Here is a 26528-nt window from a genome sequence, read left to right as displayed (position 1 = left end):
GGGGGACGGAGTCCGGCGGGGCGGAGGGGGATCAGTCGGTGGGCCAGTCCAGCGCGATGTACTGCGTCTCCAGGAACGCCTCGATGCCCTCGCGGCCGCCTTCCCGGCCGAGGCCGGACTGCTTGACGCCGCCGAAGGGCGCGGCCGGGTCGGACAGCAGGCCCCGGTTGAGGCCGACCATGCCCGCCTCCAGGCGCTCGGCCAGCCGCAGGGCCCGGGCGACGTCGCGGGAGTAGACGTAGGCGGCGAGGCCGTGGACGGTGGCGTTGGCCCGGGCCACCACCTCGTCCTCGTCGGTGAAGGTGGTGAGCGGGGCGACCGGCCCGAAGACCTCCTCGTGGAGGATGCGGGCGTCGTCGGGGACGTGCGTGAGGACGATCGCGGGGTGGTAGAAGCCGGGGCCCTGCGGCACGGTGCCCCGGGCGGCGATCCGGGCGCCGCGGCCCTGCGCGTCGTCGACGAGGGAGCGGATCCTGTCGACGGCGGCGCGGTTGATCATCGGGCCGAGGGTGACGCCCTCCTGCCCGCCCGGTCCGGTGCGTACGGCGGCCATGGCGGCGCCGAACTTCGCCGTGAACTCGGCGGCGACGGCCTCGTGGACGTAGAACCGGTTGGCGGCGATGCAGACTTCGCCGCCGCCGCGCATCTTGGCGTCCATCGCCCCGCGCACGGCCGCGTCGACATCGGCGTCCGCGCACACGACGAAGGGCGCGTTGCCGCCGAGTTCCATGGTCACGTTGACGACGTGCGCGGCGGCCTGGCCCAGCAGGATCCTGCCGGTGGCGGTGGAGCCGGTGAACGAGAACTTGCGGACCCGTTCGTCGCCGAGCCAGGCGGAGACGACCTCGGGGGCACGGTCGGTGGGCAGCACGTTCAGCAGGCCGTCCGGGAGTCCGGCCCGGGCCAGCAGGGCGGCGACCGCGAGCGCGGTGAGCGGGGTCTCGGGGGCCGGTTTGAGCAGGACCGGGCAGCCGGCGGCGAGGGCCGGGGCGATCTTGCGGGCGGCCATGGCGGCCGGGAAGTTCCACGGGGTGACGAACGCGGTGATGCCGACCGGATGCCGGCGTACGACGTGCCGGAAGCCGCCGCCGGGCGCGTCGGCGAAGGAGGAGCCGATGCGGACGGCCTCCTCGGCGAACCAGCGGAAGAACTCGGCCGCGTAGCCGACCTCGGCGAGCGCGTCCCGGCGGGCCTTGCCGTTCTCCCGGACGATCAGGTCGGCGAGCGTGTCGCGGTGTTCGAGCAGGAGCCGGAAGGTGTCGTGCAGGATCTCCGAGCGGCGCCGGGCCGGGGTGGCCCGCCAGCCGGCCGCGGCCCGTTCGGCGGTGGCGAGCGCCGCGCGGGCGTCCTCGGGGCCGGCGTCGGACACCCAGCGCACCGGCTCTCCGGTGGCCGGGTCGTAGACCGGGTACGTCCGCCCGTCGGCGGCCGGGAGCCAGCGGCCGCCGAGGAACACGTCGCCGTCGGCGAGCGGGGCCTTGGCGAGGGTGTCGATGCCGGCGAGGTTCATGAGCTGCTCTTTTCCTCCGTCCCGGACGGGGTTCCGTCCGATGCGCGGTGAATTTACGAGCGCGTCACACGGCGGACAAGGCCACTCAGCCGGATCGCAATCGGGGTTGCTGTGAGGGCAACTCGCCGATCACACGGGCATGTTCCGGCCGGGCGGTGCGGCACGCGGCGCCCAGCCGAGCAGCACGGACACCCGCGCCGCCGCCCGCGCGGTGGTCCGTCCGGCCTCGTCGAGCCGCCCGCCGAGGCGCGACGCGGGCGCCGAGATGTTGAGCGCGGCGACGACCCGGCCGCGGAAGTCCCGCACCGGCGCGGACACCCCGACCAGGCCTTCCTCGAACTCCTCGCTGACCTGGGCGTACCCGCGCCGCCGGGCCTCCTGGATCAGCGCCCACAGCTCGGGCACGGGCATCTCGCTCGCGGTGCCGAAGCGGACGTACAGCTCGTCCGGGGTGGCGTCGGCCAGCAGCACCCGGCCGGCGGACAGCCGCCAGGCGGGCACCCCGCGGCCCTCCCAGCCATGCACACGGAAGGAGTGACCGGAGACGGACAGCAGGGTGAGCACCTCGCGGTCGCTGAGAACGCACAGGTGGCTGGTCTCCTCCAGGTCCGCCGACAGGGCGTGCATGACCGGTTCGGCGACACGCACCAGACGGCTCTCGGAGGTGCGGGCGACCAGCGAGAACAGCCGCCAGCCGAGGCGGTACTCCAGGGTGTCGGGGTCGCGTTCGACGATCCCCTCGGCGGCGAGCGCCTTCAGGGCGCGGGAGATCTGGGACTTCTCGCGGCCGACGAGCTGGGCGAGGCGGACCACGCCGAGGCCTCCGGCGCGCTGTGCCTCGTCGGAGGCGAGGGCCTCCAGCAGATCGATGTCCCGGCGCAGGCCGTGCCCGCGCACCGCGGAGGGGGTGTCCGTCACGGCGTCATCCTAGGCACGCCGAACCCGGAGCGAACCACCAGGTCAGGCAGCGAGTTGTCAGGACAGCAACCGGCATTTCGATTCCCGGGACCGTCTTGCCGACGGCAGGTGACGGACCTAGATTCACCGCATCGGGCCGGAGGGACTTGCCCCGAATGCGAGGTTCGTTCTTCTCCCGCCGCGATCGCGTCCTGGTTCGCCCGCCGAACCCCGCCTCCGAAGGTCCTGGAGTTTCGATGCCTTCCCCGGATCCATCCGCCGCGGCGCAGTCCTTCGCCGCGACCGTGCTGATCGGCGAGTCCTTCGTCGGTGACGGTGTGAACGCCGCGCACACCAACGTCGTGATCGGCCGCAGGGGCGGCCCGGTCGGGACGGCGTGGGCGACCGCACTGGCCACGCCGAGCGCCGGGCACGTGCCGTTCGTGGCCGTCGTGCGGCCCTCGGTCCCGGTCAAGCCGGCGACGCTGTTCGTGACCAAGGCCGCCGCCGCGGGCGAGCTGCACGAGCGGGCTACCTGGGGCAGCGCCCAGGCGGGCCTGGCGCAGGGGGTGCTGGACGCCGTCACCGAGGGCCTGCTCCCGGCCGAGGAGGCCGACGAGCTGCTGGTCATCGCGGCGGTCTGGGTCAACCCCGGTGTCGACGACCTCGACGGCTGCTTCCGCAACCAGCGCGCGGCGGCGTACGGCGCCGTCCGCGCCGCCGTGACGGGCTCGCCGTCGGTGGCCGACGTGCTGGACGCGGCGAAGGAGGGTCCGGCGAACCCGTTCTACACGCCGTCCGCGGAGGTGCTCGCCCGATGAAGATCACCGACATCACGCTGGACCGGCTGCGGCTGGAGCTGGACCCGCCGTTCCATGCGGCCTGGGACCCCGTGCCGCGCACCCGCTTCGACGCCACGGTCGTGCGTGTGCACACCGACGAGGGGATCACCGGTATCGGCTCAGGCGACCTCATGGACGGCTTCGACACCTACCGGCACCTGTTCGTCGGCGAGGACCCGCTCGCCATCACGCGGCATGTGCGGGCCATCGAGACGGCCAGCTTCCACGGCGCCCCCTACTGGCCGCTGGAGGCCGCCCTGTGGGACATCATCGGGAAGGTGCACGGCCGCCCGGTCGCCGAACTCTTCGGCAACGCCGCGAAGAAGCTGCCCGCGTACGCCTCGTCCGGTGAGCTGAAGTCCCCGCGCGAACGCGTCGCGACCGCGCTGAAGGTGCGCGAGGCCGGGTTCCGGGCGATGAAGATCCGCATCGACCGGGACCGGGTCGACGAGGGCGTCGCGGCGGTCCGGGCCGTACGCGAGGAACTCGGCGACGACTTCGCCGTCATGGTCGACCTCAACCAGTCCTGGCGGATGGCGGGCGACACCGCGAACGCCTCCGACCTCGCCGCGACCCGCAGGATCATCGCCCGGCTCGCCGAGCTGGACGTGTTCTGGGTCGAGGAACCGCTGCCGTACGCCGACCTGGACGGGTTCAAACGGCTGCGCGCCGAGAACCCGGGAGTGCGCATCGCGGCCGGCGAGATGCACCACTCGGTGCCCGAACTGCTGCGCTTCCTGGAGGAGGACGCCCTCGACGTCTACCAGATGGACGTCGTCCTCGCGATCGGCATGCACCGCGCCCGCACGCTCGCCGAGCTGGCCCACCTGAAGCACCGTCAGTTCACCCCGCACAGCTGGACGAACGGCATCGGGGTGCTGGCCAACCTGCATGTCTCGGCGGGTGTGGGCGGCGGCCCGTACTTCGAGTTCCCCTACGACCCGCCCGGCTGGACCCCCGAGCGCCGCGACTTCATGCTCGCCGAGCCGCTGCGCGTGGACGCCGACGGCTGTCTCGAAGTGCCGGACCGGCCGGGGCTGGGCGTGGAGCTGGACGAGGACGCGATCGACCGCTGGAGGGTGAAGTGACGTACCCCATCGAGGAGTTGCTGACGCGCTCCCACGCCGACTGGCAGGCCGCGGCCGGCAAACTCGTCTTCGAGACCCGCCCGTTCATCGACGGCGCGTTCACGGACGCCGTCTCCGGCGACACCCTCCCGAGCGTCTCGCCGCGCGACGGCAGGACACTGACCCAGGTGCAGGCCGCCGGTGCCGAGGACGTCGACCGTGCCGTACGCTCCGCACGGGCCGCGTTCGAGGACGGCCGCTGGCGCGACCTCGCGCCCAGGGAGCGCAAGCGGGTCCTGCTGCGCTGGGCGGAGCTGATCGTGGCGAACGCCGAGGAGCTCGCGCTGCTCGACACGCTGGAGATGGGCAAGCCGATCAGCGAGTCGTTGCGGGTGGACGTGGCGAAGGCGGCCGAGACGATCGCCTGGTACGCGGAGACGATCGACAAGACCTACGACGAGGTCGCCCCGACGTCCGGGGACGCGCTCGCGCTGGTCACCCGGGAACCCCTCGGTGTCATCGGCGCGGTCGTACCCTGGAACTACGCGCTGCTGATCGCCAGTTGGAAGCTGGGACCGGCGCTCGCCACCGGCAACAGTGTGGTGCTGAAGCCCGCCGAGCAGACCTCGCTCGCCGCGCTGCGGCTGGCCGCGCTCGCCACCGAGGCGGGCCTGCCGGACGGCGTGTTCAACGTGGTCCCGGGGCGCGGCGAGGTCGCCGGACAGGCGCTCGGCCGGCACCCGGACGTCGACAAGGTCGCCTTCACCGGCTCGGCACGGGTGGCCCGGCTGTTCCAGGTGTACGCGGGCGAGTCCAACGGCAAGCAGGTCGCGGTGGAGGCGGGCGGCAAGTCGCCCCAACTCGTCCTGCCGGACGCCGACATCGAGGCCGCCGCCTCCGCCGTGGCCTGGGGCATCTTCTACAACGCGGGCCAGACCTGCAACGCGGGCTCCCGGGTCGTCGTGCACAGCTCCGTGAAGGAGGAACTCCTCGCGGCCGTACGCCGGATCACCCTGGACACCTTCCGCGTCGGCGACCCGCTCGACCCGGCCACGGTGCTGGGGCCGCTCGTGGACGAGACACAACTCGCCACGGTCCGGGGCTACATCGCGCGCGGAGTCCAGGACGGGGCGCGCGTGCTGCTGGGCGGCGAGCGGGTACTCACCGAGACCGGCGGCAGCTACCTGGAGCCCACGATCCTCGACGGCGTGGCGAACACCTCCGTGGTCGGCCAGGAGGAGATCTTCGGACCGGTGCTCGCGGTGGTGTCCTACGACGGTGACGCGCGCGAGGGCGTACGGCTCGCGAACGAGAGCGACTTCGGGCTCGTCGCCGCCGTGTGGACCCGGGACGTGACCGTGGCCCACCGCACCGCACGGCGGCTGCGGGCCGGCACCGTCTGGATCAACACCTTCGACGCCAGCGACGTCATCACCCCGTTCGGCGGCTTCAAGGCGACCGGCGCGGGCCGCGACAAGTCCCTGCACGCCCTGGACGCGTACACGGCGCTCAAGACGACATGGATCGACCTGGCCTGAACCGGCCGGGCGAACCAACGCCCTTCGCTTCTCCCCTTCCCCCCTTCCCCTCCTCCCGTCCACCCCCTTCTCTTCTCAGCGAGGACAACTGATGAGGATCGGTTTCATCGGCCTGGGCAACATGGGACGCCACATGGCCCGCCATCTGATCCACGCGGGGCATCTGGTCACCGTGCACGACAGCAGGCCGGAGGCCGCCGTCGAGCATCTCGGGCTCGGCGCGCGCTGGGCGGACTCCCCCGCCGAATGCGCCGACGGCGCCGAGTTCCTGATCACCATGCTGCCCGATCCGCGCGTCGTGGAGGAGGTGCTGCTGCGCGGCGGGGCCGCCGGGGCACTGCCCGAGGGCGCGCTGTGGATCGACATGTCGACCTCCACTCCCGCCGCCGCCGCACGCATCGCGGCCGAGGCCCTCGACGCCCGGCGCATACGCCGGCTGGACGCGCCGGTCAGCGGGATGGCGCGGGGCGCGGAGGCGGGCACGCTCCAGATCTTCGTGGGCGGCGCCGACGACGACTTCCGGATCGCGCTGCCGGTCTTCGAGGCGCTGGGCGATCCCGACCGCGTGCTGCACGTCGGCCCGACCGGCGCCGGATACACCGTCAAGCTCATGATCAACCTGCTGTGGTTCAGCCACCTGACCGCCACCAGCGAGGTACTGGCGATCGGCGTCAAGGCGGGCGTCGACCTCGGTGTGCTGCGCAACTCGCTGCTCGCCTCCCCGGCGGCCTCGCACTTCCTTGAGCACGACATCATGTGCGTGCTCGCCGACGGCGACTACGACGACTCCTTCGCGATGGCGCTGGCCTGCAAGGACCTCGGGCTCGCCGTCGACCTCGGCCGCGACGTGGGGGTCTCGACGGAACTGTCGGCGCTGGTCGAGCAGATCTACCGCCGCTCCAAGGCCCAGCACGGCGCGTCGGCGGGCGAGATGAGTCCGGTGCGGCTCTACGAGGCCCTGGCGGGGCGGGAGTTCAGGCTGCCGTCGCCGGCCGCCGCCCTCGACGCCACCACCCTCACGGTCTGACGCCACCGAGTCCCTGCGAGGAGCCGCACCCATGACCGACCCTCTCACCTCCTGGAGCCTCGACACCGTCTGCCGGGTCGAGTTCGGCCCCGGCCGGATCGAGCTGCTGCCCGAACTGATCGCGGCCACCGGTCACCACCGGGCGTTCGTCGTCACCGACCCGGGGCTGCGCGCGGCCGGCATCGCCGAGCGCGTCCTGAAGATCCTCACCGCGGCGGGCGTGGAGCACGCCGTGTACGACGAGGTGGCGCCCAACCCGTCGACCGGGAACGTCGACGCGGGCGCCGCCCGGGCCCGAGGCTTCGGTCCCGCGGCGGTCGTCGCGCTCGGCGGCGGCTCGGTGCTGGACGCCGCGAAGGGGATCTCCCTGCTGGTGGGCAATCCGGACGCGGCCGCCGCCGATGCCGACCGGCTGTGGGAGGCGGCCGACGGGCTGCCGCTGATCGCCGTACCGACGACGTCCGGGACGGGCGCCGAGACCAACGGGTTCGGCGTCGTCGAGGACACGACGGCCTGCCGCAAGGTGTATATCGGCCACCCCTCCGTCAAGCCCTGTGTCGCCCTGCTGGACCCGGAGCTCACGCTCGGCCTGCCCCCGGCGGCGACGGCCGCGACCGGCATCGACGCCCTCGTGCACGGCATCGAGTCACTGGCCTCGCGCGGCGCGAACGCGTTCTCCACGGCCTACGCCGCCCAGGCCGTGACCATGATCGGCCACTCCCTGCCGCTCGCCCACCGGGACGGCTCGGACCTTCAGGCGCGGGCCGAGCTGATGATGGGCGCGCATCTCGCGGGCCAGGCCCTCACCCTGTCGGGACTCGGCCTGGTCCACGGCATCGGGCATGCGCTGACCGCGCACACGGGCACCCCGCACGGAGTCGCGCTGGCCGCCGTGCTGGAGGAGGTCATGGAGTTCAGCACGCCCCGGGCGCGGGAGCCGTACGAGCGGGCGGCCCGGGCGCTGGGCGTGACACCGCCGGCCGACGGCGACTGGGCGCGGGCGGCCGTGGCCGCGGTGCGGGAGCTGTCCGGCGCCCTCGACGTCAAGCGCCCGCTGCGCGCGCTCGGCGCGGACCGCTCGCTGCTCCCGGCGATCGCGGCGGGCGCGGTCGCGGACGCGGTGACGAGGAACGCGCCCCGGCTGCCCGAGGAGCGGGAGGTCCTGGAGATCCTCACCCGGGTGTACTGACCCGCCGGGGAGGGCCTGACGTGCGGCGGGTCCGGCCCGGGAGCACGCTGGAGGCATGAGACCCCGGATCGGGACGGGGGGTGCGCGGCATCCTTGGCTGTCCTCGCACGCGCTGCTGCTGCTCCCGGTCCTGCTCATTGTGGTGATCACGGTGGTGGACCTGCAGACACCCACCAACGTGCATCTCGGCCCGGCCCTGGTGATCGCCCCCGCGCTCACGCCCTCCTTCGCCGGGCCCCGCACCACGGCGGCCGTCGGGGCGCTGGCCCTTGCCGCCCAGATCCTCATCGGCGTCACCCACGGCGGCATCACCACCACGAACCACATCGTGCAGATCATCACGCTCGCCGTGTTGTCGGTGATGGTGGTGGTCTACAGCGCCGTGCGGGAGCGCCGGCAGGCCCAGCTGGCCCAGATCCGCTCGGTCGCCGAGGCCGCGCAGCACGTGCTGATGTGGCCGCTGCCGGAGCAGATCGGCCCGCTGCGGATCGCCTCGCTGTACCTGGCTGCGGAGGACGAGGCGCAGATCGGCGGCGACCTGTACGCGGTGACCCAGTACGAGGGCGGGGTGCGGGTGATGATCGGCGACGTGCGGGGCAAGGGGCTGGCCGCGATCGGCGAGGCCGCCCTGCTGCTCGGCTCGTTCCGGGAGAGCGCGCACCGGCACATCCCGCTCCCCGAGCTGGCCGGCCTGCTGGACCAGAGCATCACCCGCTATGCGGCGGACCTGGAACCGCTGGAGGAGGCGGGCGAGCGGTTCGCCACCGCGCTGCTGGTGGAGATACCGGACCAGGATCCCCTGACCCGGATGACCAGCTGCGGTCATCCCCCGCCGCTGCTGCTGAGCCCCGGCAGCGCGGTCACGGTCCCGAGCCTGCACCCGTCGCCGCCGCTCGGGGTGCACAGCGGCGCCGAGCACACGCTCGACGTGTTCTCCTTCGAACCGGGCGACACCCTGCTGCTCTACACCGACGGCGTGGTGGAGGCGAGGGACGCCCGCGGCCTGTTCTATCCGCTGACCGAGCGGGCGGCGCGCTGGACCGAGGACCGTCCCGAGGCGCTGATGCACCATGTGCGCCGCGATCTGCTCACCCATGTGGGCGGCCGGCTGGACGACGACGCCGCGCTGATCGCCGTACACCGCACGGTGGTCGAGCGGGGCCGGCATCACGGCCGGGCGGGCGACGACGCCCACCGGCACGGGTGACGGTGTGAAGGGCGCGCGCCCCGCCCCGAGTGGGGCGGAGCGGGATCGCACGCCCTGGCTTCAGCGGACCGGCCTGAGGTCCGTGATCTTCAGGGACCTCAGGTCGGACTGGACATCGATCCGGGTGACCTCCGGGTGCTTGCCGTCGCTCCAGGTGAGCGTGACCCGGCTGGTGGCGTGGCCCGCGCCGAAGCCGGTGTAGGCCACGTTCCACTTCACGGGCACGCTCTGCGCGAACAGGATCCCGTCGGCGTGCTCCTTCTTCTCGAAGGCGGCCACCTTCTTCTGGGCGGCGGCGGAGAGGTAGAAGCGGCGCAGGGCGTCGGCGGCCGGGCCGGCGGACTTGTCGTCGGTGGCCCGGACGGCGTCGATGTAGGCGCCGTAGAAGTCGGTGACGTGCTGGGTGACATTGCGCGGGTCGCCCTGGGCGGAGGACACGGCGGCGGCCCGGGTGGTGTGGCTCGCGCCGGTGCCGGCGAGGGCGGGCGTCACGGCGGCCAGGGTGAGTCCGCCGGTCAGGGCCACGGCGGTGAGCAGGATCTTACGGCTGTGCGTGCGACTGCTGGCGGACATGTGTCTCATTCCCCCGGTTAAGGAGCGACCAGGCCGATCCCGGCCTTCGACGGACTTTAAGACCGCATTTCCCTCGCGGTGGTTCCGTCGTCCGCGATCTTTTTCCCGGAGTGCGGACGGCTCTCGACGAGCCGGGCGAGCCTGTCGAGGGCCGTCCGGGTGCCCTGTTCGTTGTCCTCGCGGCGGATGGCGTCCGGAACGCCCTCGTGCAGGATCTCCACGTCCGTGCCGCCGCCGGCCGCGGTGAGCGTCGTCGTCATGGTCATGGTGGCGCGCACGGCGTCGTCGTCGGTCTCGAACGCGAGCACCTCCACGACCAGTTCGCCGGGCACGAGCCGGGCGAAGTGGCCGTGATAGGTGTCGGTGTGCCCGCCGGACCTGCCGGGGGCGGACGCGTCGTCGTAGGTGAGGGAGATGCGGAAGGTGCCGCCCTCGCGGGCGTCGAAACGGTGGACGTACGCGGTCATGCCGGCCGGGACCCGCCAGGCCGCGAGGGCGTCCGGGTCGGTCAGCGCCTCGTAGACGACGTGCGGGGGCGCCTGCACCCGCCGGGTGATCCGTGTGGCGTACATGCGCCCACGCTACCGGCCCGCCCCCTTCGCCGGCCGGACTGTCCCCGAATGTCCCCCTGGCGCACGGCAGTTCACCCGCCCCGGTAGATTCACAGGCACCACGAGGCACCCACCCCCCGATCTTCACGGAGAGCCGACGTGACAGACACCGGATTCAGCCCGGAACGGATCGACACCGGCAGGCCGCACCCCGCCCGGATGTACGACTGGTTCCTGGACGGCAAGGACCACTACCCCGTCGACGCCGAGGCCGCGGGCGCGGTACTGGAGATCTTCCCCGGCGTGAAGGACACGGCCTGGGCCAACCGCGAGTTCATGCACCGCGCCGCCCGGTACGTCGCCCGCCAGGGCGTCGACCAGTTCCTGGACGTGGGCACGGGGATCCCCACCGAGCCGAATCTGCACCAGGTCGTACAGGCGGTCGAGCCGCGTGCGCGGGTGGTGTACGCGGACAACGACCCGATCGTGCTGCGGCACGCCGAGGCCCTGCTCCGGGGCACCCCCGAGGGCCGTACCGCCTATCTGCACGCCGACGTCCGCGAGCCGGAGCGGATCGTGGAGTACGCCCGCGAGCACCTCGACCTGAGCCGGCCCGTGGGCCTGTCGCTGATCGCGCTGCTGCCGTTCGTCCCCGACGAGCAGGATCCGTACGGTGTCGTCCGGACCCTGCTGGATCCGCTGGCGTCCGGCAGCCATCTGGCGCTGTCCCACGTCAGCGCCGAGTTCGACCCGGAGGTCTGGGCGCGGATCGAGGCCGTCTACCGCTCCGGCGGCGCGACGGTCCGGGCCCGCTCGCACGCCGAGGTGATGCGGTTCTTCGACGGTCTGGAGCCGTGCGAGCCCGGTGTCGTCGCGGCCACCGACTGGCATCCCGGGCCTCGGATGCGGGTGCGCGAGGTGCAGCCGGTGTACGTGGGGGTGGCGCGCAAACCCTGACGGCCGCGCGGGCCCCCGGCGGCGGGCCTGCACGGAGCGCCCGGTCTGCCGTGCCGGATGCCCGGTGCGGACATATGCTGTGAAATGCCGCCCGAAGGCGGTACCCATGGCCGCCGCACCGCCCCCGCCCGGGGAATTGACGCTCCGTGGCGAGCACCTCGATGTTGCGCAGGAACCCGGGGAAGGTCCCCTCGACGGCGATGAACTGCCGCTCCTGGACGGTGAGTTCGACCGCCTCGGCGACGCGCTCGCCCCTGTCCGGGCCACGGACGGCTCGCGCCCAGCCGGTGCCTTCGCTACCGGTCCCGCCGTTCCTCGGGTCCTCTTCCAACAGGGCGCGGACGGCGAGGAGTTCGGCCATCAGCGGGGTGAGCCCGGACAGGGCGCTGGGCTCCCCGGTCGCGGAACAGCGCGCGCAGTGCCCGTACGGACTCCGGGCCACGGTGTCGGGTGACGGCCGCCAGCAGCCGGCGCATGCCCGGTTCGCGGGCCACCTCGGGGTGCTCGGCCGGCACGGCGGCGATCCCGGGGCACAGCGAGGTGACGGCGGCCCGTGCGGCGAGGCTCTCGCGGTCCAGTACCCCGCGGACCGCGCCGAGCACGTGTCCCCGGCTCTTCGGGACGGTGCTCGCCGGGCCGCCGAGGCCCTGCCTGTGCGTCAGGGCCCGCAGCAGCGCCCACTGCGCGGCGAGGCCGGTGCGGGGACGGCGGCGGGCGGCGGCGGTCAGGTCCGGTGCGCACGGACACCGCGCGGATGCCCTCGGAGACGTCGACGACGTCCCGCGCGCACCGGCGCAGCACTTCCCCGGCGCCCTGACCGTCCGGCGCGGGCCGCCCGGCTGCGTGGCCGTCCGCTCGCATCCGAGACTCCCTCGTTCGACGCCGTACGACCTTCGGCGTCGTACACGACATGACGGTGTGCCGCCGCGCCGGCAGGACGCGGCTTCCCCTCCATCGTGGGCCAGGGGCACATGGCGCACGCATAATCGGTGCGTACGGCCGTCTACCGGCGGGGAGGCTCGTCGGGCATCAGCCCCGCCGCGACGGTGGCTCCGAGCTCCCAGCACGCCTGGGTGTCGGCCTTGCCGGGCTCGCCGGTGACGGTCACCGGCTCGGCGGCGCGGCGCCAGCCGAGGCCGGTCGTGACGGCCTCGACGGCACGGACGGCGCCGGTGACGTCGTTGCCCCCGTGCACGTAGTAGCCGAAGGGGCGGCCCCGGGTCGCGTCCAGGCAGGGGTAGTAGATCTGGTCGAAGAAGTGCTTCAGCGCACCTGACATGTAGCCGAGGTTCGCGGGTGTGCCGAGCAGATACCCGTCGGCTTCCAGCACGTCGCAGGCGGTGGCGGCGAGGGCCGCGCGCCGCACGACGCGGACACCCTCGATCTCCGGTGTCGTCGCGCCGGCGAGGACGGCCTCGAACAGCGTCTGACAGTTGGGCGACGGCGTGTGATGGACGATCAGCAAGGTAGGCACACCCCGCACCCTAGTGAGCGCAGGGCCGGGTGGGCCGGGGCGGACCCGCGCGCGATGTTCCGGCCGGGGTCCGTGGGCGGCAGAGCGGCCTGGCGGTGGCGGTGGCGCTCGCGGCAGTGCTCGGCGGATGTGCGGCGCCGGCGGACGGCGACGGGAAGAAGTCGGCGCGCGCGTCGGCATCCGCGAAGGGCGCGGGGACGGCTACGCCGAGCGGCGGCACCATCGGCGCGGCGGGCTCGGACTGCCCGCTGCCGGTCCGTTCCGACATCGCCCGGCACCGGAAGGCCAGGCCGATCGACGCCGGGACGGAGCTGCCGAAGGCGTCGAAGGGCTCCGACGGCGATCTGACCGGACCGCTCGCCGACGGCTTCCTGCGCCAGGGGCCGGTCACCGACGCCTGCGAGATCGACGCGAATCCGGCCGGCCGCATCGGCTTCCTGCGCGTGTGGACCGGCAGGGACGGCAACGCCGACGCCGGCACGGTGCTCCGGCGGTTCGTCGCCGCGGAGGAGAACACGGCAGGGCGACGTACCGCCTGCCGGGTTCGCTTCCCGGTCGTGGCCCGGCCCTGGCAGGTTCAGTGGCGCAGACGTCTGGCCCGGAGGAACATGCCCAGGCCGGACAGCGCGACCAGGGTGCCGAGGACCGAGGACCACACAGGGGCGCCGATCCCGGCTGCTCCCCCCTGCGCCGACCGGGGCCGGGACGGCGCGGGGGCCCCGGCGAGGAGGGCCGGGGAGGGTGCGGGCGACGCGTCGGCGCTCGGTGCCGCACTCGCCGCCGCACGCGGGGCGGCCGTCGGCACGGCTGCCGTACCGGAGTCGCCGCGGCCGGGTTCGCAGGCGCGGCCGGAGTTGATGCAGTCGACCATCTCCCGCATCAGGCGCGCGTCGAAGAGGTTGATGAAGTCGCTGTGGTCGGTGACGGGTTTGTGCAGCTGGTCGGGGAAGGAGTCGATCGCGAACAGCGGAACCGTACGGCCGCCGTCCCGCAGGCTCGGCGCGCGGACGTCGTAGACGATGCGCTGCACCAGTTGAGGGATCGCACGGAAGCCGGCCGGGCACGAGCCGTCGGGGCCGGTGAAGGCCATGTGCGTACGGTGGTCGGCGCTGTCGGTGTTGCGGCCGTCCCAGCAGCTCTGGAACCGGAAGGTGCGCACGACGTCGCTGCCCGCCGGGCAGAGCGGGTACGTGTCCGTCAGCTGCCGGTCCTCGTAACCGGTGCAGCTCCAGGACGCGTTGGCGTTGCCGGGGCCGTTGACGACGGCCTTGGCGTCCCCGGTGATGATGCGCAGCAGGCGGGGCATGGCGGTGACCTTGCCGCGCGGGTTGCCCACGAACGTCAGCGTGACCTGCTTCGGCGTGACGATCTGCCCGGCGTTGCCCTCCGTGCCGCCGCCCGGGGATCCGGCGTCGCGCTCGCGCGTGCCGTTCTGGAGGCGCAACACCGGCCAGTAGTAGGAGGACTTGTCTCCCTGGTCCAGACAGCTCGTGCTCGCCTTCGCGAGGTCGTCGTCGCTCGCGAACGCGTTGTTGCCCTGGTTGCCGACGTAGTCGTGGACGTGGTGGGCGCCGTCGGCGACACCGGGCGCGACGATGACGTTGTCGGAGTTGAACAGGCCGCCCGCGTTGACGCCGCAGTCGGAGGTGAAGCTGCCGCGTGAGGCACCGGACCGCTCGGGCGGGCTCGGCAGGCCGGGCTCCACGGAGGTGATGTCCGCGTAGTCGGAGACGACGGGGCCGTTTCCGCTCTGCCCCGCGCCGTTCTGGCCGTGGGCCGGGCCGATTCCGCTCCGCCCCTGGCCGACGGCGCCTTGTCGAACCGTGGCGCCCTGACCGGCGGTTGCCTGGCCGGCCCCCCGTCCCTCGGCCGCCGAGGCGTACACACCGGCCACGACCAGCGCGGCGCCGCCCAGCAGCAGGACGGCCGCGGCGAGGGTCGTACGGCGAGCACCGGACGGATGTGCACGGTTGCCCCTACGGCTACGGCTGCGGCTGGTGCGTGCCAAGGTCGTCCTCTGTGGTTCGCCGGTCTCGGTTCACCGGCCCGGGATGGAGATCCCCCGTTTCCTACGGAGGACGGCTGCGTGATGTTCAACAGGTTCGTGAATTCACCAGGCTCTCACAGGAAATCGCGGTTCTCGGCCCTTCCCTCTCGAGCGTCACCGCGAACATCACAATTACGTATCGGACATTCCACGCTCCAACCTTCACACGAGGTACACACCTTGGTTAGGTTGACGCCTGGCCGCCCGGCTCAGCCGGACGAAACGGCCCAACTGCCCTGCGGGGCAAGGAAGGAGCACGTCTTCCATGGCGCCGGAAAGCCGCGACGAGGTTCGCCAGCGGATCGAGTCCCTCTACGACCGCGCGGAGTACGAGACCGGGAACTTCAACGCGACGCGGGCCATGGCCGCGGTGACGCGCTCACGGGGTGTGCCGCTGGCCAAGCGGTCGGGGCGACGGCCGGAACCCGCGCTGGACGAGATGGCCCGGCAGTGGTTCGACGCGGCCCGCGCCAAGCTCGGCCCGACCGTCCCCGCGGCCCTCCCCGCGGACCGGCTCCCCGACCGCTCACCGGCTCCCGCGCGCTCCCGGGAGCTGCCCGGCGGCGGCACACCGGCCGCCCGCCGCCCTCTGGAACTGGAACAGTCCCCCGGCCGCCGCGCGGTGGCCGAGCTGACCGCGGGCGGCTCCGACCAGGACATACCGAACGACAGCGGGCGTGCAGCCCTACCGGCCTCCCGGCAGTCCGAACTGCCGGGCACGACAGCGGACTTGGCCCACACCGCGGATGGGTCGGCACAGCTCGGGACACTGGACGCGCCGGGCCGGAGTGTGCGGCCGGCGGCGACCTTGACGGCGCCGGGCGTACAAGAGCCGGCGGGATCGATGACACCTGACCCGGTGGAGGCTACGGCCGCCATGGCGCCGGTCGCGCCGGGACCCGCGACGTCCCTGGCTCCGGACCGGCCGGGTGCGGCGACCCTGATGGCACCCGCAGCAGTACAGGGGGCGTCGATGCTGATGACCCCCGGTGTGCAGGGCGCGCCGCTCAGTCATGGCCCCGTCGAGGCGGCCGCCCCGCCGGTCGCCGAACCGCCTGCCGAGACGGCCACGCCCGTACGGGAGCCCAGGATCCTCCCCGGTGCCGGCATGCCCGGCCGTCCCTCCCTCGCCGCCTCGAAGGCGAGTAACCAGCGTAAGTTGGCGGCGGCGAGCGACATCCTCTCCCGGTACGCCGCGCGACTCGCGATACCCGCGACGGCCGTGCCGGCCGCCCCCGTGACGACGGATCCCTCCCCGTCCGCGCCCGCCCAACCCCATGCCGCGCAGGCCGGCGCGGCCCTGACCGGCTGGGCGACCGGTCAGTGGCAGGAAGCTCAGTGGGGGCCGACGCCGGATGGACCGGCAGCGGCGGCGCAGGAACCGGCCGGGACCGTCTGGCCGGATGCCCCCGCCTCGGCCATCACCACCGGCTCCTTCCCGCCCTCGGCAATCACCGCACCCGCCCCGGGCCCGGCCCCGTACCCGGCCACCCCCGTGCTCGCCACCGAGACCGGCCTCCTGCGCCCCCCGAGCACTCCCGCACCCGGCACTGTCACCGGCACCGACCGCGACCAGATCCCGTACCCGGTGGCGCCCGCCGCGCCTTCCGTCGTCCCCTCCCCCACGCCCGAGTCGTCGCGGGCCGCCCGTGCCGCCACGGCCATCGCGTTCGCTCGGGGGCAGATCGGGAAGCCGTGTGTGTGGGGGGCGATGGGGCCGGGTTCGTACGACTGCTCCAGTCTCACGCAGGCGGCCTGGCGGTCCGCCGGGGTCACTCTGCCGCGTGCCGCGCACGAGCAGGCGCTCGCCGGCGACCCGGTGACGCTCGCGGGTGCCGAACCCGGTGACCTGGTCCTCTTCTTCGACGACGACCGGCACGTGGGTCTGCATGTCGGCGGCGGCATGATGGTCCACGCGCCGGGCCCGGGGTCGACGATCCGCGAGGAGTCGATCTACGGTGCCGGGGAGGCGGCGATCCACCGGATCGTGCGACCCGCCTGAGCCCGCCGGTGCAACCTGCCCCGGGGGGCTCAGCCGTGGCGCCGGCGCCGGTTTGCGCGCCGGCTCTCGTAGTGGTCCAGCAGGGTCTCCTCCAACGGCCGGTAGGTCAGGCCGAGTTCACGGATGCCACGGCTGTTGTCGACGCGGAAGCGGATGCCGAGGTGCTTGCTGATGTAGTCCTGGGTGAGGCCGAAGGCGGGGCCCAGGATCCGGACCGGCCAGTGCGGGAGCCCGGTGCGCGGCAGCCGCAGGTCGCGGGGGTGGTGGGCGCGGAGGATGCGGGACATCTCGTGGAACGACGCCATGGTCTCGGCGGCCACGATGTACCGGCCCTGGGCCGCCGGGTTCTCCGCCGCCGCGAGGTGCGCGTCGGCGACGTCCCGGACGTCCGCGGTGGTGAAGCTGAAGTCCGGTGCGCCGTAGCAGAAGCAGCCCCGGAGCAGCTCGTCCAGCAGGAAGAGGCTGCCGGAGTCGGAGGCGGGGGTGAACGAGGGGCCCAGGACCAGTCCGGGGTTGACCGACACCATGCGCCAGCGGTCCTGTGCGGCCGCCGCCTCCCAGGCGGTGCGCTCCGCAAGGGTCTTGGCGTAGTGGTAGGGGTTGTCCACGGCCGTGCTGGTCGTGTTGACGTAGCGCTCCGACAGCACCTGGCCGTCCATCGCGAGCACGTCGGCGTAGTCACCGAAGATGGTGCCGACGGTCGAGGTGAACACCAGGGTGCCGACGCCGGGGGTGCGCTCGACGGCCGCGAGGACGTTACGGGTGCCGAGCGACGCCGGGTCCACGACGTCCCGCCGGCCGTCCCGGATGCGTTCGGGCATGAGGAAGGGCGAGGCCACGTGGAAGACGGTCGAGCAGCCGCCGAACGCCTCGTCGAACGAGCCCTCCTTCAGCAGGTCGGCTTCGTAGAGGACGAGTCGGCCGGGGAACGCCTCCTGCAGTTCCCACAGCGGTCGGACCTTGCGGGTGTCGGCGGCGTTGCGGACGGTCGTGTGCACCGCGCAGCCCCGTTCCAGCAGACGCCGTACCACGTGGCTGCCGACGAAGCCGCTGCCACCCGTCACCGCCACCGTCGTCCCCGCGAGTCCGCCCACGCTTCCCCACCCTCCACGGCCGGCATCCCCAGTCCCGGCCAGGATCCCTGCGGCCGCCCCCACAAGGAACCCCTCGCATAAGGAACACCTGAACAACCCATAAGATCACCTTATGAGGTCATAGACGGGACCCCCGTACTAACTTAGGGATGCCTTAGTTTAGGCTTCCTCCCATTCGAGCCGACTGTCCACGTTCGAAGGGAACCTGATCATGCCGCGCCCCCTGCGGGTAGCCATCGTCGGAGCCGGTCCCGCCGGGATCTACGCCGCCGACGCCCTGCTCAAGTCCGAGGTGGCCGCCGACCCCGGCGTGTCCATCGACCTCTTCGAGCGGATGCCCGCACCGTTCGGTCTGATCCGGTACGGCGTCGCCCCCGACCACCCGCGCATCAAGGGCATCGTCACCGCCCTGCACCAGGTGCTCGACAAGCCGCAGATCCGGCTGTTCGGCAACGTCGACTACCCGACCGACATCGGTCTGGACGACCTGCGCGACTTCTACGACGCGGTGATCTTCTCCACGGGCGCGACGGCCGACCGCGCGCTGCCGATCCCCGGTATCGAGCTGGACGGCTCCTACGGCGCCGCCGACTTCGTCTCCTGGTACGACGGCCACCCGGACGTGCCGCGCACCTGGCCGCTTCAGGCCGGGAAGGTCGCCGTGCTCGGCGTCGGCAACGTCGCCCTCGACGTGGCCCGCGTGCTCGCCAAGACCGCGGACGAACTGCTCCCGACCGAGATACCGCCGAACGTCCACGACGGCCTGAAGGCCAACAAGGCCGTGGAGATCCACGTCTTCGGCCGCCGGGGCCCGGCCCAGGCCAAGTTCAGCCCGATGGAGCTGCGCGAGCTGGACCACTCCCCCAACATCGAGGTCATCGTCGACCCCGAGGACATCGACTACGACGCGGGCTCGATCGAGACGCGGCGCGGCAACAAGCAGGCCGACATGGTCGCCAAGACGCTGGAGAACTGGGCGATCCGCGACGTCGGCGAGCGGCCGCACAAGCTGTTCCTGCACTTCTTCGAGTCCCCCACGGAGATCCTCGGCGAGGACGGCAAGGTCGTCGGCCTGCGCACCGAGCGCACCGCCCTCGACGGCACCGGCAACGTCAAGGGCACCGGCGAGTTCAAGGACTGGGACGTCACCGCGGTCTACCGCGCCGTCGGATACCTCTCCGAGAAGCTCCCCAAGCTGCCCTGGGACATCGACTCGGGCACCGTCCCGGACCAGGGCGGCCGGGTCATCGAGGAGGGCGGCGACCACCTGCGGTCCACCTACGTCACCGGCTGGATCCGGCGCGGCCCCGTGGGCCTGATCGGCCACACCAAGGGTGACGCCAACGAGACCGTGGCCAACCTGCTGGACGACCACGCGAACGGCCGCCTGCACACCCCGGCCGCGCCCGAGCCGGAGGCCGTCGACGCCTTCCTCGCCGAGCGCGAGGTCCGCTTCACCACCTGGGAGGGCTGGTACAAGCTGGACGCCGCCGAGCGGGCGCTGGGCGAGCCGCAGGGCCGCGAACGCGTGAAGATCGTCGAGCGTGCGGACATGCTGCGGGAGAGCGGGGCGTAAGGCCCTGATCAGCAGGGTGTGAGGCCTGGTCCGGGGAGGCCCGGACTCCTGTAGGCCCGAGAGGGGGCCGGCGCCGTCGCGCCGGCCCCCTCACTGCGTCGTCGGGCCCGGCCCGAACGGGGTCCACCCCTACGCGGATGGGCGGGCGGACCCCGTTCGCCGACCATGGTCGGGGACCGGAACAGGCCCCGGCCAGGTGCGTACGGCGCTCACCCGACGCGTTCCGCGCGCACCCCGTGTGTACGGCGCACACCTCGTGCACGAGGGCGCGTGCCCGGCGGCACGCGCCGCCTCCCGGCCCCGGACGCGACGCTTCCCCGCCGAGCGGCGATACTGGGAAGCTCACCCGCCCCCATCAGCAGATTGGCCCATGTCGAACTCCGCCACCGACCGCGCCGCCGCCCCGCAGACCCTCTGGGCGGTCCGCGGCCGCCACACCGGTACCGCCCCCGACGAGATCGTGCGCCACACGCTGCGCTGGCACAAAGAGGGCGGGGACATCGACGACCTCGCCGAACCCCCCGTACCCGGGGGCACGGCCGGGCGGGTCTTCGAGGCGCGCTGGCGGGCCGCCGGCACGGTGACCGTGCGGGCCCGCCTCACCCTCCTGCCGAACGACGGGCGATCGCAGGGCCACGAGTGGCGGCTCGTCGCCGAGGCGGAGCGCCCCTGGGACGAGACCTGGCCCTCGCCCGCGACCCTGTTCTGGCCCGAGAGCAGGGCCGGCGCAGGTGACGAAGGCTCCTGGGACCACCACGCCACGGTCACGGGCGTACGCCTGCGGCAGGTCAACGCGCTGCCCGAAGACGACAAGGAGATGCGCCGCCGGCTGCGGGACGTCGCCCGCGAGGGGTGGTGCGTCAACGTCGTCGTGCACGAGGCCATGACCCCGGACGCACAGGGCCGGCTGCCGCTGGCCCGGCTGTTGCCGCCCGGCCTGCGGCACCGCGTGGTGGAGCACCGCGCGGCCCCGCACCAGTTCCGCGCGGTCAACTACGCGCTGAAGGACCTCGGTGTCGAGGTCCCGCGCGGCGGTGCCGTCGTACTGCCGCCGGACCCGGCGCCCCAGGGCTACGACGGCGCGGAGCACCGCGTGCGCAGCGTCTTCCTGGACGGCACCGAGCCGCACGAACTCTTCGCGGCCCTGCGGCACTTCGCCGCCCTGCCCCGGCCCCTGCCGCGGGAGGCCGAGGAGGCGCTGGACGATCTGCGCGAGCACTGGACGCTGCTGACCCTCCACGAGAAGCTGGAGCGCGAGCGTCAGCTGGTCGCCCGGTACGCCGAGGCCCTGGAGGCGATGACGAAGTCGCGGGACCTCTACAAGGCCGCGGCCGAGCAGGCCCTGGAAGCCCTGGCCGCGTACCGCGACGTCCCCGCCCCCGCGTCGGCCCAGGAGCAGCCCGCGGCCCGCACGCCGGGGGCGTTCCAGCAGCTGACCCGCACGTTCGAGCGGCTGCGGTTCACCGCCAGGGGCCAGCGGGAGCAGACACCCGCCCCGGACGACACAGGGGCGGACCCCCCGGCGCACGGCGCACAGGACGCGCCCGCCGGTCACACCCCGGAGAACAGCGCCACGGACCGCACTCCGTGACCCGCGAGCAGCACGCGGAACAGGGCCGGAAGGAGACGGCATGGACACCACCACGACCCTGCTGGTGATCGGCGCCGTCCTCGCGGTGGTGCTCCTCGCCGTCGCGGTCGGCCTGCTGGTACGGCTGGTGCGGACCCGGAACGCGCTGCGGCGGGCCGGGCTGCCGACGGGCCCGCGCTGGGTGTTCTGGGGCGCGGTCGCCTATCTGCTGCTCCCCACCGACCTGCTGCCCGACCCCGTCTACCTGGACGACATCGCCGTCCTGCTCCTCGCGCTGCGCAGCCTGCGCGCCGCCCGCCCGCTGCCGCCGGCGCCGAACGGGCCCTGAACGGCCGCCGGATGCCGCACCATGGAGCGATGCGGACCGAGTTCACCGGTATACCCCGCACACCGAGCGCTCCGGACGTGGCCGTGGTCGTCGACGTCATGCGCGCGTTCACCGTGGCCGCGTGGGCGTTCCGGCGCGGCGCCGAGCGGATCCTGTTCGCCGGTACGCAGCAGGAGGCCCTGGACCTGAAGGCCCGTCACCCCGGCTGGCCGGCCTTCCAGGACGGCGTCCCGGTACCGGGTTTCGATCTGGCCAACTCGCCCGCGCGGCTGCGGGCGTTGGACGTGCGCGGCCGTACGGTCGTGCAGAAGACCACCGCCGGGACGGCCGGGGCGCCGGCCGTGGCGGACGCCGGGCTGCTGCTGTGCGCGAGCTTCACCGTGGCGGGCGCGACCGCCGGGCTGCTGCGGCGGGCCCGGCCGCGGACGGTCACCTTCGTCGTCACCGGGGACGGCGGGCGGGCCGAGGAGGATCTCGCCTTCGCCGAGTACATCGCCGCCCGGGTCCGCGCGGACGACACCGACCCCGGCCCCTTTCTCGACCGGCCCGGCGCTCCGACGCCGCCGCCCGGCTCGCGGACGGCGTACGGCGCGGCTGGGCCGGCGTCCACCCCGAGGACGTCGCGATGTGCCTGGAGGCGGACACCTTCCCGTTCGCCATGACGGCCGCCCGGACGGACGGCCGCCTGGAGTTGCGACCGGTGTACGCCGACGGGGCGGAGCCGGCGCCCGCGGCACGCTGAGTCAGCTCGCGGCGCCGCGCCCGGCGCGCCCGCCGGCCAGGACGGCCAACAGCACCGCCAGGGCCGCCAGCGCGGTCGCCAGCGCCGCCGTACCCGCGAGCCATCGCGGCGCCAGGGTCACGTCCCACAGCCGCAGCGCGTCCGGCAGGCCGAGCCGCCCGCGCAGCAGTTGGCCCGCGGCGAGGGCCGCGCCGACGCCGAGCGCGACGGTCGCCGTGCCCAGCCGGAGCAGCGCCGTGCGCAGCGGCAGGGCGAGCACCAGCGCCAGCAGCAGGCACAGCCCCGCGGCGACGGCCCCGGCCACGAGCACTCCCTGGCGCGGTCCGGCCCAGGAGCGCGGGGCGTGAGCCACCCCGCACAGGAGCACGAGCAGCGCGGCGCCCCGGGCCGGCCACACGGCCGCGCGTGAACTCCGGCGGCGCCGCGCCTCGCAGGTCACAGCGCCGTCCTCGGCCCGCTGCCGCTCCGGGCCGTCCGTCAGCGGCCGGACCTTCGCCCGTACGTCCGTCGTCACCGTGTCCGCCGTACCCGGGACCGGAGCGACCCTCTCCTCCATGGTCTCCACGGCCTCCACCGCCTCCATGGCCTCTGCCGCCGTCGGCCGGTCCGCCGCCCACTCGGCTGCCATCGCGGCGGCCAGCCGTCGGTCCTGCACGCACCTGCGCCTCGCCGGCCGCGGCTTCTCCCGCGCGGGCACACCGTTCGCGGGCCGGCCGGCGGGCGGTATCGGCATGGTGCCGGTGCCGCGGACCGGCGCGGCGGGTTCGAGGCGGACCGGGCCGGACTCGAAGGCGGTACGGTCCGTGGCCAGCCGGCCGATCAGCTCGGCGAGTTCCTCCAGGGGCAGGTCGACGGCGGCCGCCCGCAGCACGGTCTCCCGGCAGTGGGGCTCCACCGGCGCGTGGTGCAGCAGCCGTATCAGCCGGGTCAGCTCCGCCACGGGACGGCCCCGGGCGGCGGCGCGGATCGCCTCGTCGGCGCCGTCGGTCCCCCGGGGCGGCCGGGTGAGCAGGGCGACCAGGCGGGCGAGATCCTCCACGGACCGGCCGAGGCCGATCGCACGCAGCGCGTCCGCCGTGGCCCGGGAGTGCTCGGGCGAGCTCTCCAGCAGCGTGATGAGCCGGACGACGTCCTCGATCGGCCGGTCGGCCACGGCCGAGTGGACCAGGCCGCGCAGGGGATCGTGGGCCGGCCCGCCGTCGCCGTCGTCGCCACCCCCGTCGGCCTCCTCACCGTCGGCGCAGGCCCCGACCCCGGCGGGCCTCCCGGACCTCTCGCGCGGCACCTCGCACAGACTCTCGCGCGGGCCCTCGTACGGGATCTCGCAGGGAATCTCGTACGGGAGCTCACGCGGTATCCCCTCCGGGCGGGGGGACGAAGAGCAGGTGGTCATCTCGGCTCCAGTCGACGGGGTGCGGCCACCTCTGCGCCCCCCTCGTACGGCAGCGGCAGTACGCCTCCATTACGCCTCCATTAGGAAGAGCCGTCCGCGGAACGTGCCACCCGGGCCTCCCCGTGGATAGGCCAGGTGAGTGGCGCGCATCTGAGGTGCGTTCCGTACTCCTCGTGGCGCATTCTTGCTGTGTCAGCCACCCGGAGGGCGCACGGGACGAGGTAGGACCGATGGCTGGGAGCGGCGGCGAACGGGGGCTCGGTACGCAGGCCAGGCTGGCCGCGTTGCTGACCGACGCCTCGACCGGCGCGCTGGGCGTGGCGGGCGGCGGGGTGGCGGCGGTGTACCTGCGCTCCGGGACGCCCGGCCTGTTGCGGCTCGCGGTGCTCTGCGGCCTGCCCGGCCCGCTGTTCCGCCCCTGGTGGCGGCTGCACGTCGGCCGTCCCTTCCCCGTGGCCGACGCCTATCGCCTCGGGGTCCGGGTGGTGCTGGCGAACGCCGCCGAGACGGTGCGCCGGTATCCGCAGTTCGCGGCGGGGCTGCCCTTCCCGCTCGGGTCGGTGCACGTCCCGGTGCCGGGTGGCAGCGAGCCGCTCGGCGTGCTCTCCGTGCTGCGCCCGGCGGAGGCCGACACTCCGGCCGGGGAGCTGGACCAGGATCTGCTCGCCCGGCTCGCCGAGGGGCTCGGCGCCGAACTGCTGGCGCTCGCCGCGGGGGACGCCGGCGCGATCGTGTGGGACGCCGAGCCGCTCGGCGTGCGGCCGCCCTCCCGCCGGCCCGCGCAGGCCGGTGTCGGGCGGTTCAGCTGGGATCCGCGGACCTGCGCCGTGCGCGCGGACGACTGTCTGTACGGCCTGCTCGGGCTGCGGCCCGGCGAGTTCGCCGGGACGGACACGGCGCTCGCGGCCGCCGTCGCCCCGGCCGACGCGGACCGGATCCTGGCCGCCCTGCGCGAGACCGCCGCCGGGAAACCGCCCGGCGCGCCGCTGACCCTGCGGGCACCGGGCGGCACGCCGCGGCTGCTGGACCTGTGGCCGGCCACGGAGGAGCCCGGCGGGCGGGTCGGCGGGGTGGTGTTCGACCCCGGACCGGGCGCCGCCGCGGACGGCGCGGCCGATCTGCTGCCGCAGGGGGTCTTCTGCCTGGACCGGCTGGGGCTGGTCGTGTACGTGAACGAGGCCGCGGCCCGGCTCACCGGGCGGGAGCGGGACCTGTTGCTCGGGCGGCCGCTGTGGGAGGCGCTGCCCTGGCTGACCGGGCCGCCGTACGACGATCATCTGCGCGGTGCGCTGCTGGCCGCGGATCCGGTGCACTTCCACGCGCAGCGCCCGGCCGGTGCGGGCGGCGAGGCCGGCGGGGGCGACTGGCTCGCCGTGTCCGCGCATCCCGGGGCGGACCTGCTGACCTGCACGCTCGTGCCGGCCAGCCGGATGGACACACCCGTCGGGCCGGTCGCCGAGGCGCGTCCGCCGGAGAGCCCGGAGAGCCCGCCGAGTCCGGCGGACCACTCGATGACGCCGTTGTACCGGCCGATCGCGCTGGCCATCGCGCTGACGGACGCGGTGACCGCGCGGCAGGTGTCGGAGGTGGTCGTACAGGAGCTGCTGCCGGCGTTCGGCGGCCGCCGCCTCGCCATCTACGTGCTCCAGGAACGGCATCTGTATCTCGCCTGGGAGAGCGGCTTCCCGCAGGGGTTCCTCGCCCCGTTCGAGGGAACCGGCCTCGACGCGCACCTGCCCGGCGTGGAGTGCCTGACCACGGGACGGCCGCTGTTCTTCGAGTCGATGCAGCAGATGGCGGCCGCCTATCCGGGGATGCCGCTGGACGCCGACGAGGGCGCCCGCGCGTTCCTGCCGATGATCGCCTCCGGCCGGCCGGTCGGCTCGTGCATCCTCGGCTTCGACGGCAGACGCTCCTTCACCACCGAGGAACGCACGGTCCTCACCGCGCTGGCCGGGCTGATCGCGCACGCGATGGAGCGGGCGCAGCGCTACGACAGCGAGGCCGCCCTCGCCCGCGGCCTCCAGCAGGCCCTGCTGCCGCACCGGCTGTCGACGCACCCCCGGGTGGAGACGGCGGGCCGCTATCTGCCCGGCACGCAGGGCATGGACGTCGGCGGCGACTGGTACGACGTGGTGGAGGCCGGTGACGGGATCGCGCTGGTGATCGGCGACGTGCAGGGGCACGGGGTGCAGGCGGCGGCGACGATGGGCCAGCTGCGCAGCGCCGTGCGGGCGTTCGCGCTGGGCGACCGGCCGCCGGACGAGGTGATGTGCGGCACCAACCGGCTGCTGATCGACCTCGACCCCGGCCAGTTCGCCAGCTGCTGCTATCTGCGGCTGGACCCGGCCACCGGCCGGGCCGTGGTCGCCCGGGCCGGTCATCCGCCGCCCCTGCTGCGCTCCCCCGACGGCCGCACCCGCGTGCTGGACCTGCCCGGCGGGGTCGTGCTCGGTGTGGATCCGCACGCCCGCTACCCGGTGGCCGGGCTGCTGCTGGAGCCGGACGCGATCCTCGCCCTCTACACGGACGGGCTGGTGGAGCGGCCCGGTGCCGACATCGACGACGGCATCACCTCGCTGCGGCTGGCGCTCGGCAGGGCCGGGGCCGCCGCCGGGCGGCGCGGCGGGCGGTCGCTGGCCGGGGTCGCCGACCGGCTGACCGCCACCGCCCGGCTGGCCCGCGACCGCCCCGACGACGTGGCGCTGCTGCTCGCCGCCCGCCGGTCGGCCCGGCCGTCCGGCCCGTGACCGCACGGCGTGCGCCGCGACCGCGGCCATCGACGATGGTCACGGTCTCGCCTGAGCGGGCCGGGCAGTGTAGACATGGGCACATGGTGCGACTGTCCGGCCGAAACTCGACGCGGCCGCCCCGCGCGTCCGGACACCCGGACGCACCGCAGGGGTCCGCACCGCTGGGCCCC

At 74.0% G+C, this 26528-nt stretch carries 20 protein-coding genes and 3 pseudogenes; 14 read left to right on the top strand and 9 right to left on the bottom strand.

Annotation, left to right across the window (positions count from 1 at the left end; genetic code table 11):
• Positions 1–31: 31 nt before the first annotated feature.
• Both BIV25_RS08140 and BIV25_RS08135 read right to left on the bottom strand, forming a co-directional pair.
• Positions 32–1510, bottom strand: coding sequence for an NAD-dependent succinate-semialdehyde dehydrogenase (locus tag BIV25_RS08140; protein ID WP_071371492.1), 1479 nt, complete (start codon positions 1508–1510; stop codon positions 32–34).
• Between the two features lie 129 nt (positions 1511–1639).
• Entirely contained in the window at positions 1640–2428 is a 789-nt protein-coding gene (locus tag BIV25_RS08135) for an IclR family transcriptional regulator (RefSeq protein WP_071371491.1), read from the bottom strand.
• Positions 2429–2664: 236 nt separating this feature from the next.
• On the opposite strand from BIV25_RS08135, the gene fae reads away from it, so the two are divergent.
• The 6 genes from fae to BIV25_RS08105 all read left to right on the top strand — a co-directional run bounded on the left by fae (position 2665) and on the right by BIV25_RS08105 (position 9277).
• The gene (gene fae, locus BIV25_RS08130) at positions 2665–3228 is read left to right on the top strand and encodes a formaldehyde-activating enzyme (protein WP_071371490.1); all 564 of its coding nucleotides are present in this window, start codon (positions 2665–2667) and stop codon (positions 3226–3228) included.
• Entirely contained in the window at positions 3225–4337 is a 1113-nt protein-coding gene (locus tag BIV25_RS08125) for a mandelate racemase/muconate lactonizing enzyme family protein (protein ID WP_071371489.1), read from the top strand. Before fae ends, BIV25_RS08125 begins: the two co-directional genes overlap by 4 nt.
• Positions 4334–5854, top strand: a complete 1521-nt coding sequence (locus BIV25_RS08120) for an aldehyde dehydrogenase (RefSeq protein ID WP_079176496.1) — start codon at positions 4334–4336, stop codon at positions 5852–5854. Before BIV25_RS08125 ends, BIV25_RS08120 begins: the two co-directional genes overlap by 4 nt.
• A 91-nt stretch (positions 5855–5945) precedes the next feature.
• Entirely contained in the window at positions 5946–6881 is a 936-nt protein-coding gene (locus BIV25_RS08115) for an NAD(P)-dependent oxidoreductase (RefSeq protein ID WP_071371488.1), read from the top strand.
• A 31-nt stretch (positions 6882–6912) separates the two neighbouring features.
• Positions 6913–8070, top strand: coding sequence for an iron-containing alcohol dehydrogenase family protein (locus BIV25_RS08110; protein ID WP_071371487.1), 1158 nt, complete (start codon positions 6913–6915; stop codon positions 8068–8070).
• A gap of 55 nt (positions 8071–8125) precedes the next feature.
• Positions 8126–9277: a PP2C family protein-serine/threonine phosphatase gene (locus BIV25_RS08105; protein ID WP_079176495.1), complete on the top strand. Its 1152-nt coding sequence runs from the start codon at positions 8126–8128 to the stop codon at positions 9275–9277.
• 60 nt (positions 9278–9337) lie between these two features.
• Here the strand turns inward: BIV25_RS08105 and BIV25_RS08100 are convergent, their stop codons facing one another.
• Both BIV25_RS08100 and BIV25_RS08095 read right to left on the bottom strand, forming a co-directional pair.
• The gene (locus BIV25_RS08100; protein ID WP_107485996.1) at positions 9338–9850 is read right to left on the bottom strand and encodes a hypothetical protein; all 513 of its coding nucleotides are present in this window, start codon (positions 9848–9850) and stop codon (positions 9338–9340) included.
• A 56-nt stretch (positions 9851–9906) separates the two neighbouring features.
• Positions 9907–10422, bottom strand: a complete 516-nt coding sequence (locus BIV25_RS08095; RefSeq protein WP_071371485.1) for an SRPBCC domain-containing protein — start codon at positions 10420–10422, stop codon at positions 9907–9909.
• A gap of 138 nt (positions 10423–10560) precedes the next feature.
• Between BIV25_RS08095 and BIV25_RS08090 the strand changes: the two genes are divergently transcribed.
• Positions 10561–11358, top strand: coding sequence for an SAM-dependent methyltransferase (locus BIV25_RS08090; protein WP_079176494.1), 798 nt, complete (start codon positions 10561–10563; stop codon positions 11356–11358).
• 296 nt (positions 11359–11654) lie between these two features.
• Here BIV25_RS08090 and BIV25_RS50275 read toward each other — a convergent pair whose 3' ends face one another.
• Complete coding sequence (locus tag BIV25_RS50275) at positions 11655–11960, bottom strand: hypothetical protein (RefSeq protein WP_143076592.1); 306 nt, start codon at positions 11958–11960, stop codon at positions 11655–11657.
• Between the two features lie 401 nt (positions 11961–12361).
• Complete coding sequence (locus BIV25_RS08085; protein ID WP_071371484.1) at positions 12362–12832, bottom strand: flavodoxin family protein; 471 nt, start codon at positions 12830–12832, stop codon at positions 12362–12364.
• A 29-nt stretch (positions 12833–12861) separates the two neighbouring features.
• On the opposite strand from BIV25_RS08085, the pseudogene BIV25_RS52455 reads away from it, so the two are divergent.
• A pseudogene (locus tag BIV25_RS52455) lies at positions 12862–13293 on the top strand (lipoprotein); the annotation flags it as partial.
• Positions 13294–13409: 116 nt separating this feature from the next.
• Here BIV25_RS52455 and BIV25_RS46540 read toward each other — a convergent pair.
• Positions 13410–14588 (bottom strand): annotated as a pseudogene (locus tag BIV25_RS46540) (DUF1996 domain-containing protein); the annotation flags it as partial.
• A 556-nt stretch (positions 14589–15144) separates the two neighbouring features.
• Here BIV25_RS46540 and BIV25_RS54235 point away from each other — a divergent pair.
• A complete protein-coding gene (locus BIV25_RS54235; RefSeq protein WP_371273002.1) occupies positions 15145–16881 on the top strand; it encodes an NlpC/P60 family protein in 1737 nt (578 codons plus the stop codon).
• A 29-nt stretch (positions 16882–16910) separates the two neighbouring features.
• Here the strand turns inward: BIV25_RS54235 and BIV25_RS08065 are convergent, their stop codons facing one another.
• Positions 16911–17975: an NAD-dependent epimerase/dehydratase family protein gene (locus tag BIV25_RS08065; RefSeq protein ID WP_071371482.1), complete on the bottom strand. Its 1065-nt coding sequence runs from the start codon at positions 17973–17975 to the stop codon at positions 16911–16913.
• A 211-nt stretch (positions 17976–18186) separates the two neighbouring features.
• Between BIV25_RS08065 and BIV25_RS08060 the strand changes: the two genes are divergently transcribed.
• The 4 genes and pseudogenes from BIV25_RS08060 to BIV25_RS08045 all read left to right on the top strand — a co-directional run bounded on the left by BIV25_RS08060 (position 18187) and on the right by BIV25_RS08045 (position 22212).
• Positions 18187–19551, top strand: coding sequence for an FAD-dependent oxidoreductase (locus BIV25_RS08060; protein WP_071371481.1), 1365 nt, complete (start codon positions 18187–18189; stop codon positions 19549–19551).
• A gap of 370 nt (positions 19552–19921) precedes the next feature.
• Positions 19922–21142: a hypothetical protein gene (locus BIV25_RS08055; protein ID WP_071371480.1), complete on the top strand. Its 1221-nt coding sequence runs from the start codon at positions 19922–19924 to the stop codon at positions 21140–21142.
• A gap of 40 nt (positions 21143–21182) precedes the next feature.
• Positions 21183–21470, top strand: coding sequence for a DUF1232 domain-containing protein (locus BIV25_RS08050; RefSeq protein WP_071371479.1), 288 nt, complete (start codon positions 21183–21185; stop codon positions 21468–21470).
• A 29-nt stretch (positions 21471–21499) separates the two neighbouring features.
• Positions 21500–22212: pseudogene (locus tag BIV25_RS08045) on the top strand (2-phosphosulfolactate phosphatase).
• Position 22213: 1 nt separating this feature from the next.
• On the opposite strand, the gene BIV25_RS08040 reads toward BIV25_RS08045, so the two are convergent.
• Positions 22214–23605, bottom strand: a complete 1392-nt coding sequence (locus BIV25_RS08040) for a hypothetical protein (RefSeq protein WP_177235192.1) — start codon at positions 23603–23605, stop codon at positions 22214–22216.
• Between the two features lie 230 nt (positions 23606–23835).
• On the opposite strand from BIV25_RS08040, the gene BIV25_RS08035 reads away from it, so the two are divergent.
• A complete protein-coding gene (locus BIV25_RS08035; RefSeq protein ID WP_071371478.1) occupies positions 23836–26355 on the top strand; it encodes a PP2C family protein-serine/threonine phosphatase in 2520 nt (839 codons plus the stop codon).
• Positions 26356–26528 lie beyond the last annotated feature (173 nt).

The organism is Streptomyces sp. MUSC 14 (assembly GCF_001866675.1).
GTDB lineage: Bacteria > Actinomycetota > Actinomycetes > Streptomycetales > Streptomycetaceae > Streptomyces.
The sequence above is the reverse complement of the archived record's forward strand: the minus strand, read 5'-3'. Positions and strand labels throughout refer to the sequence as shown.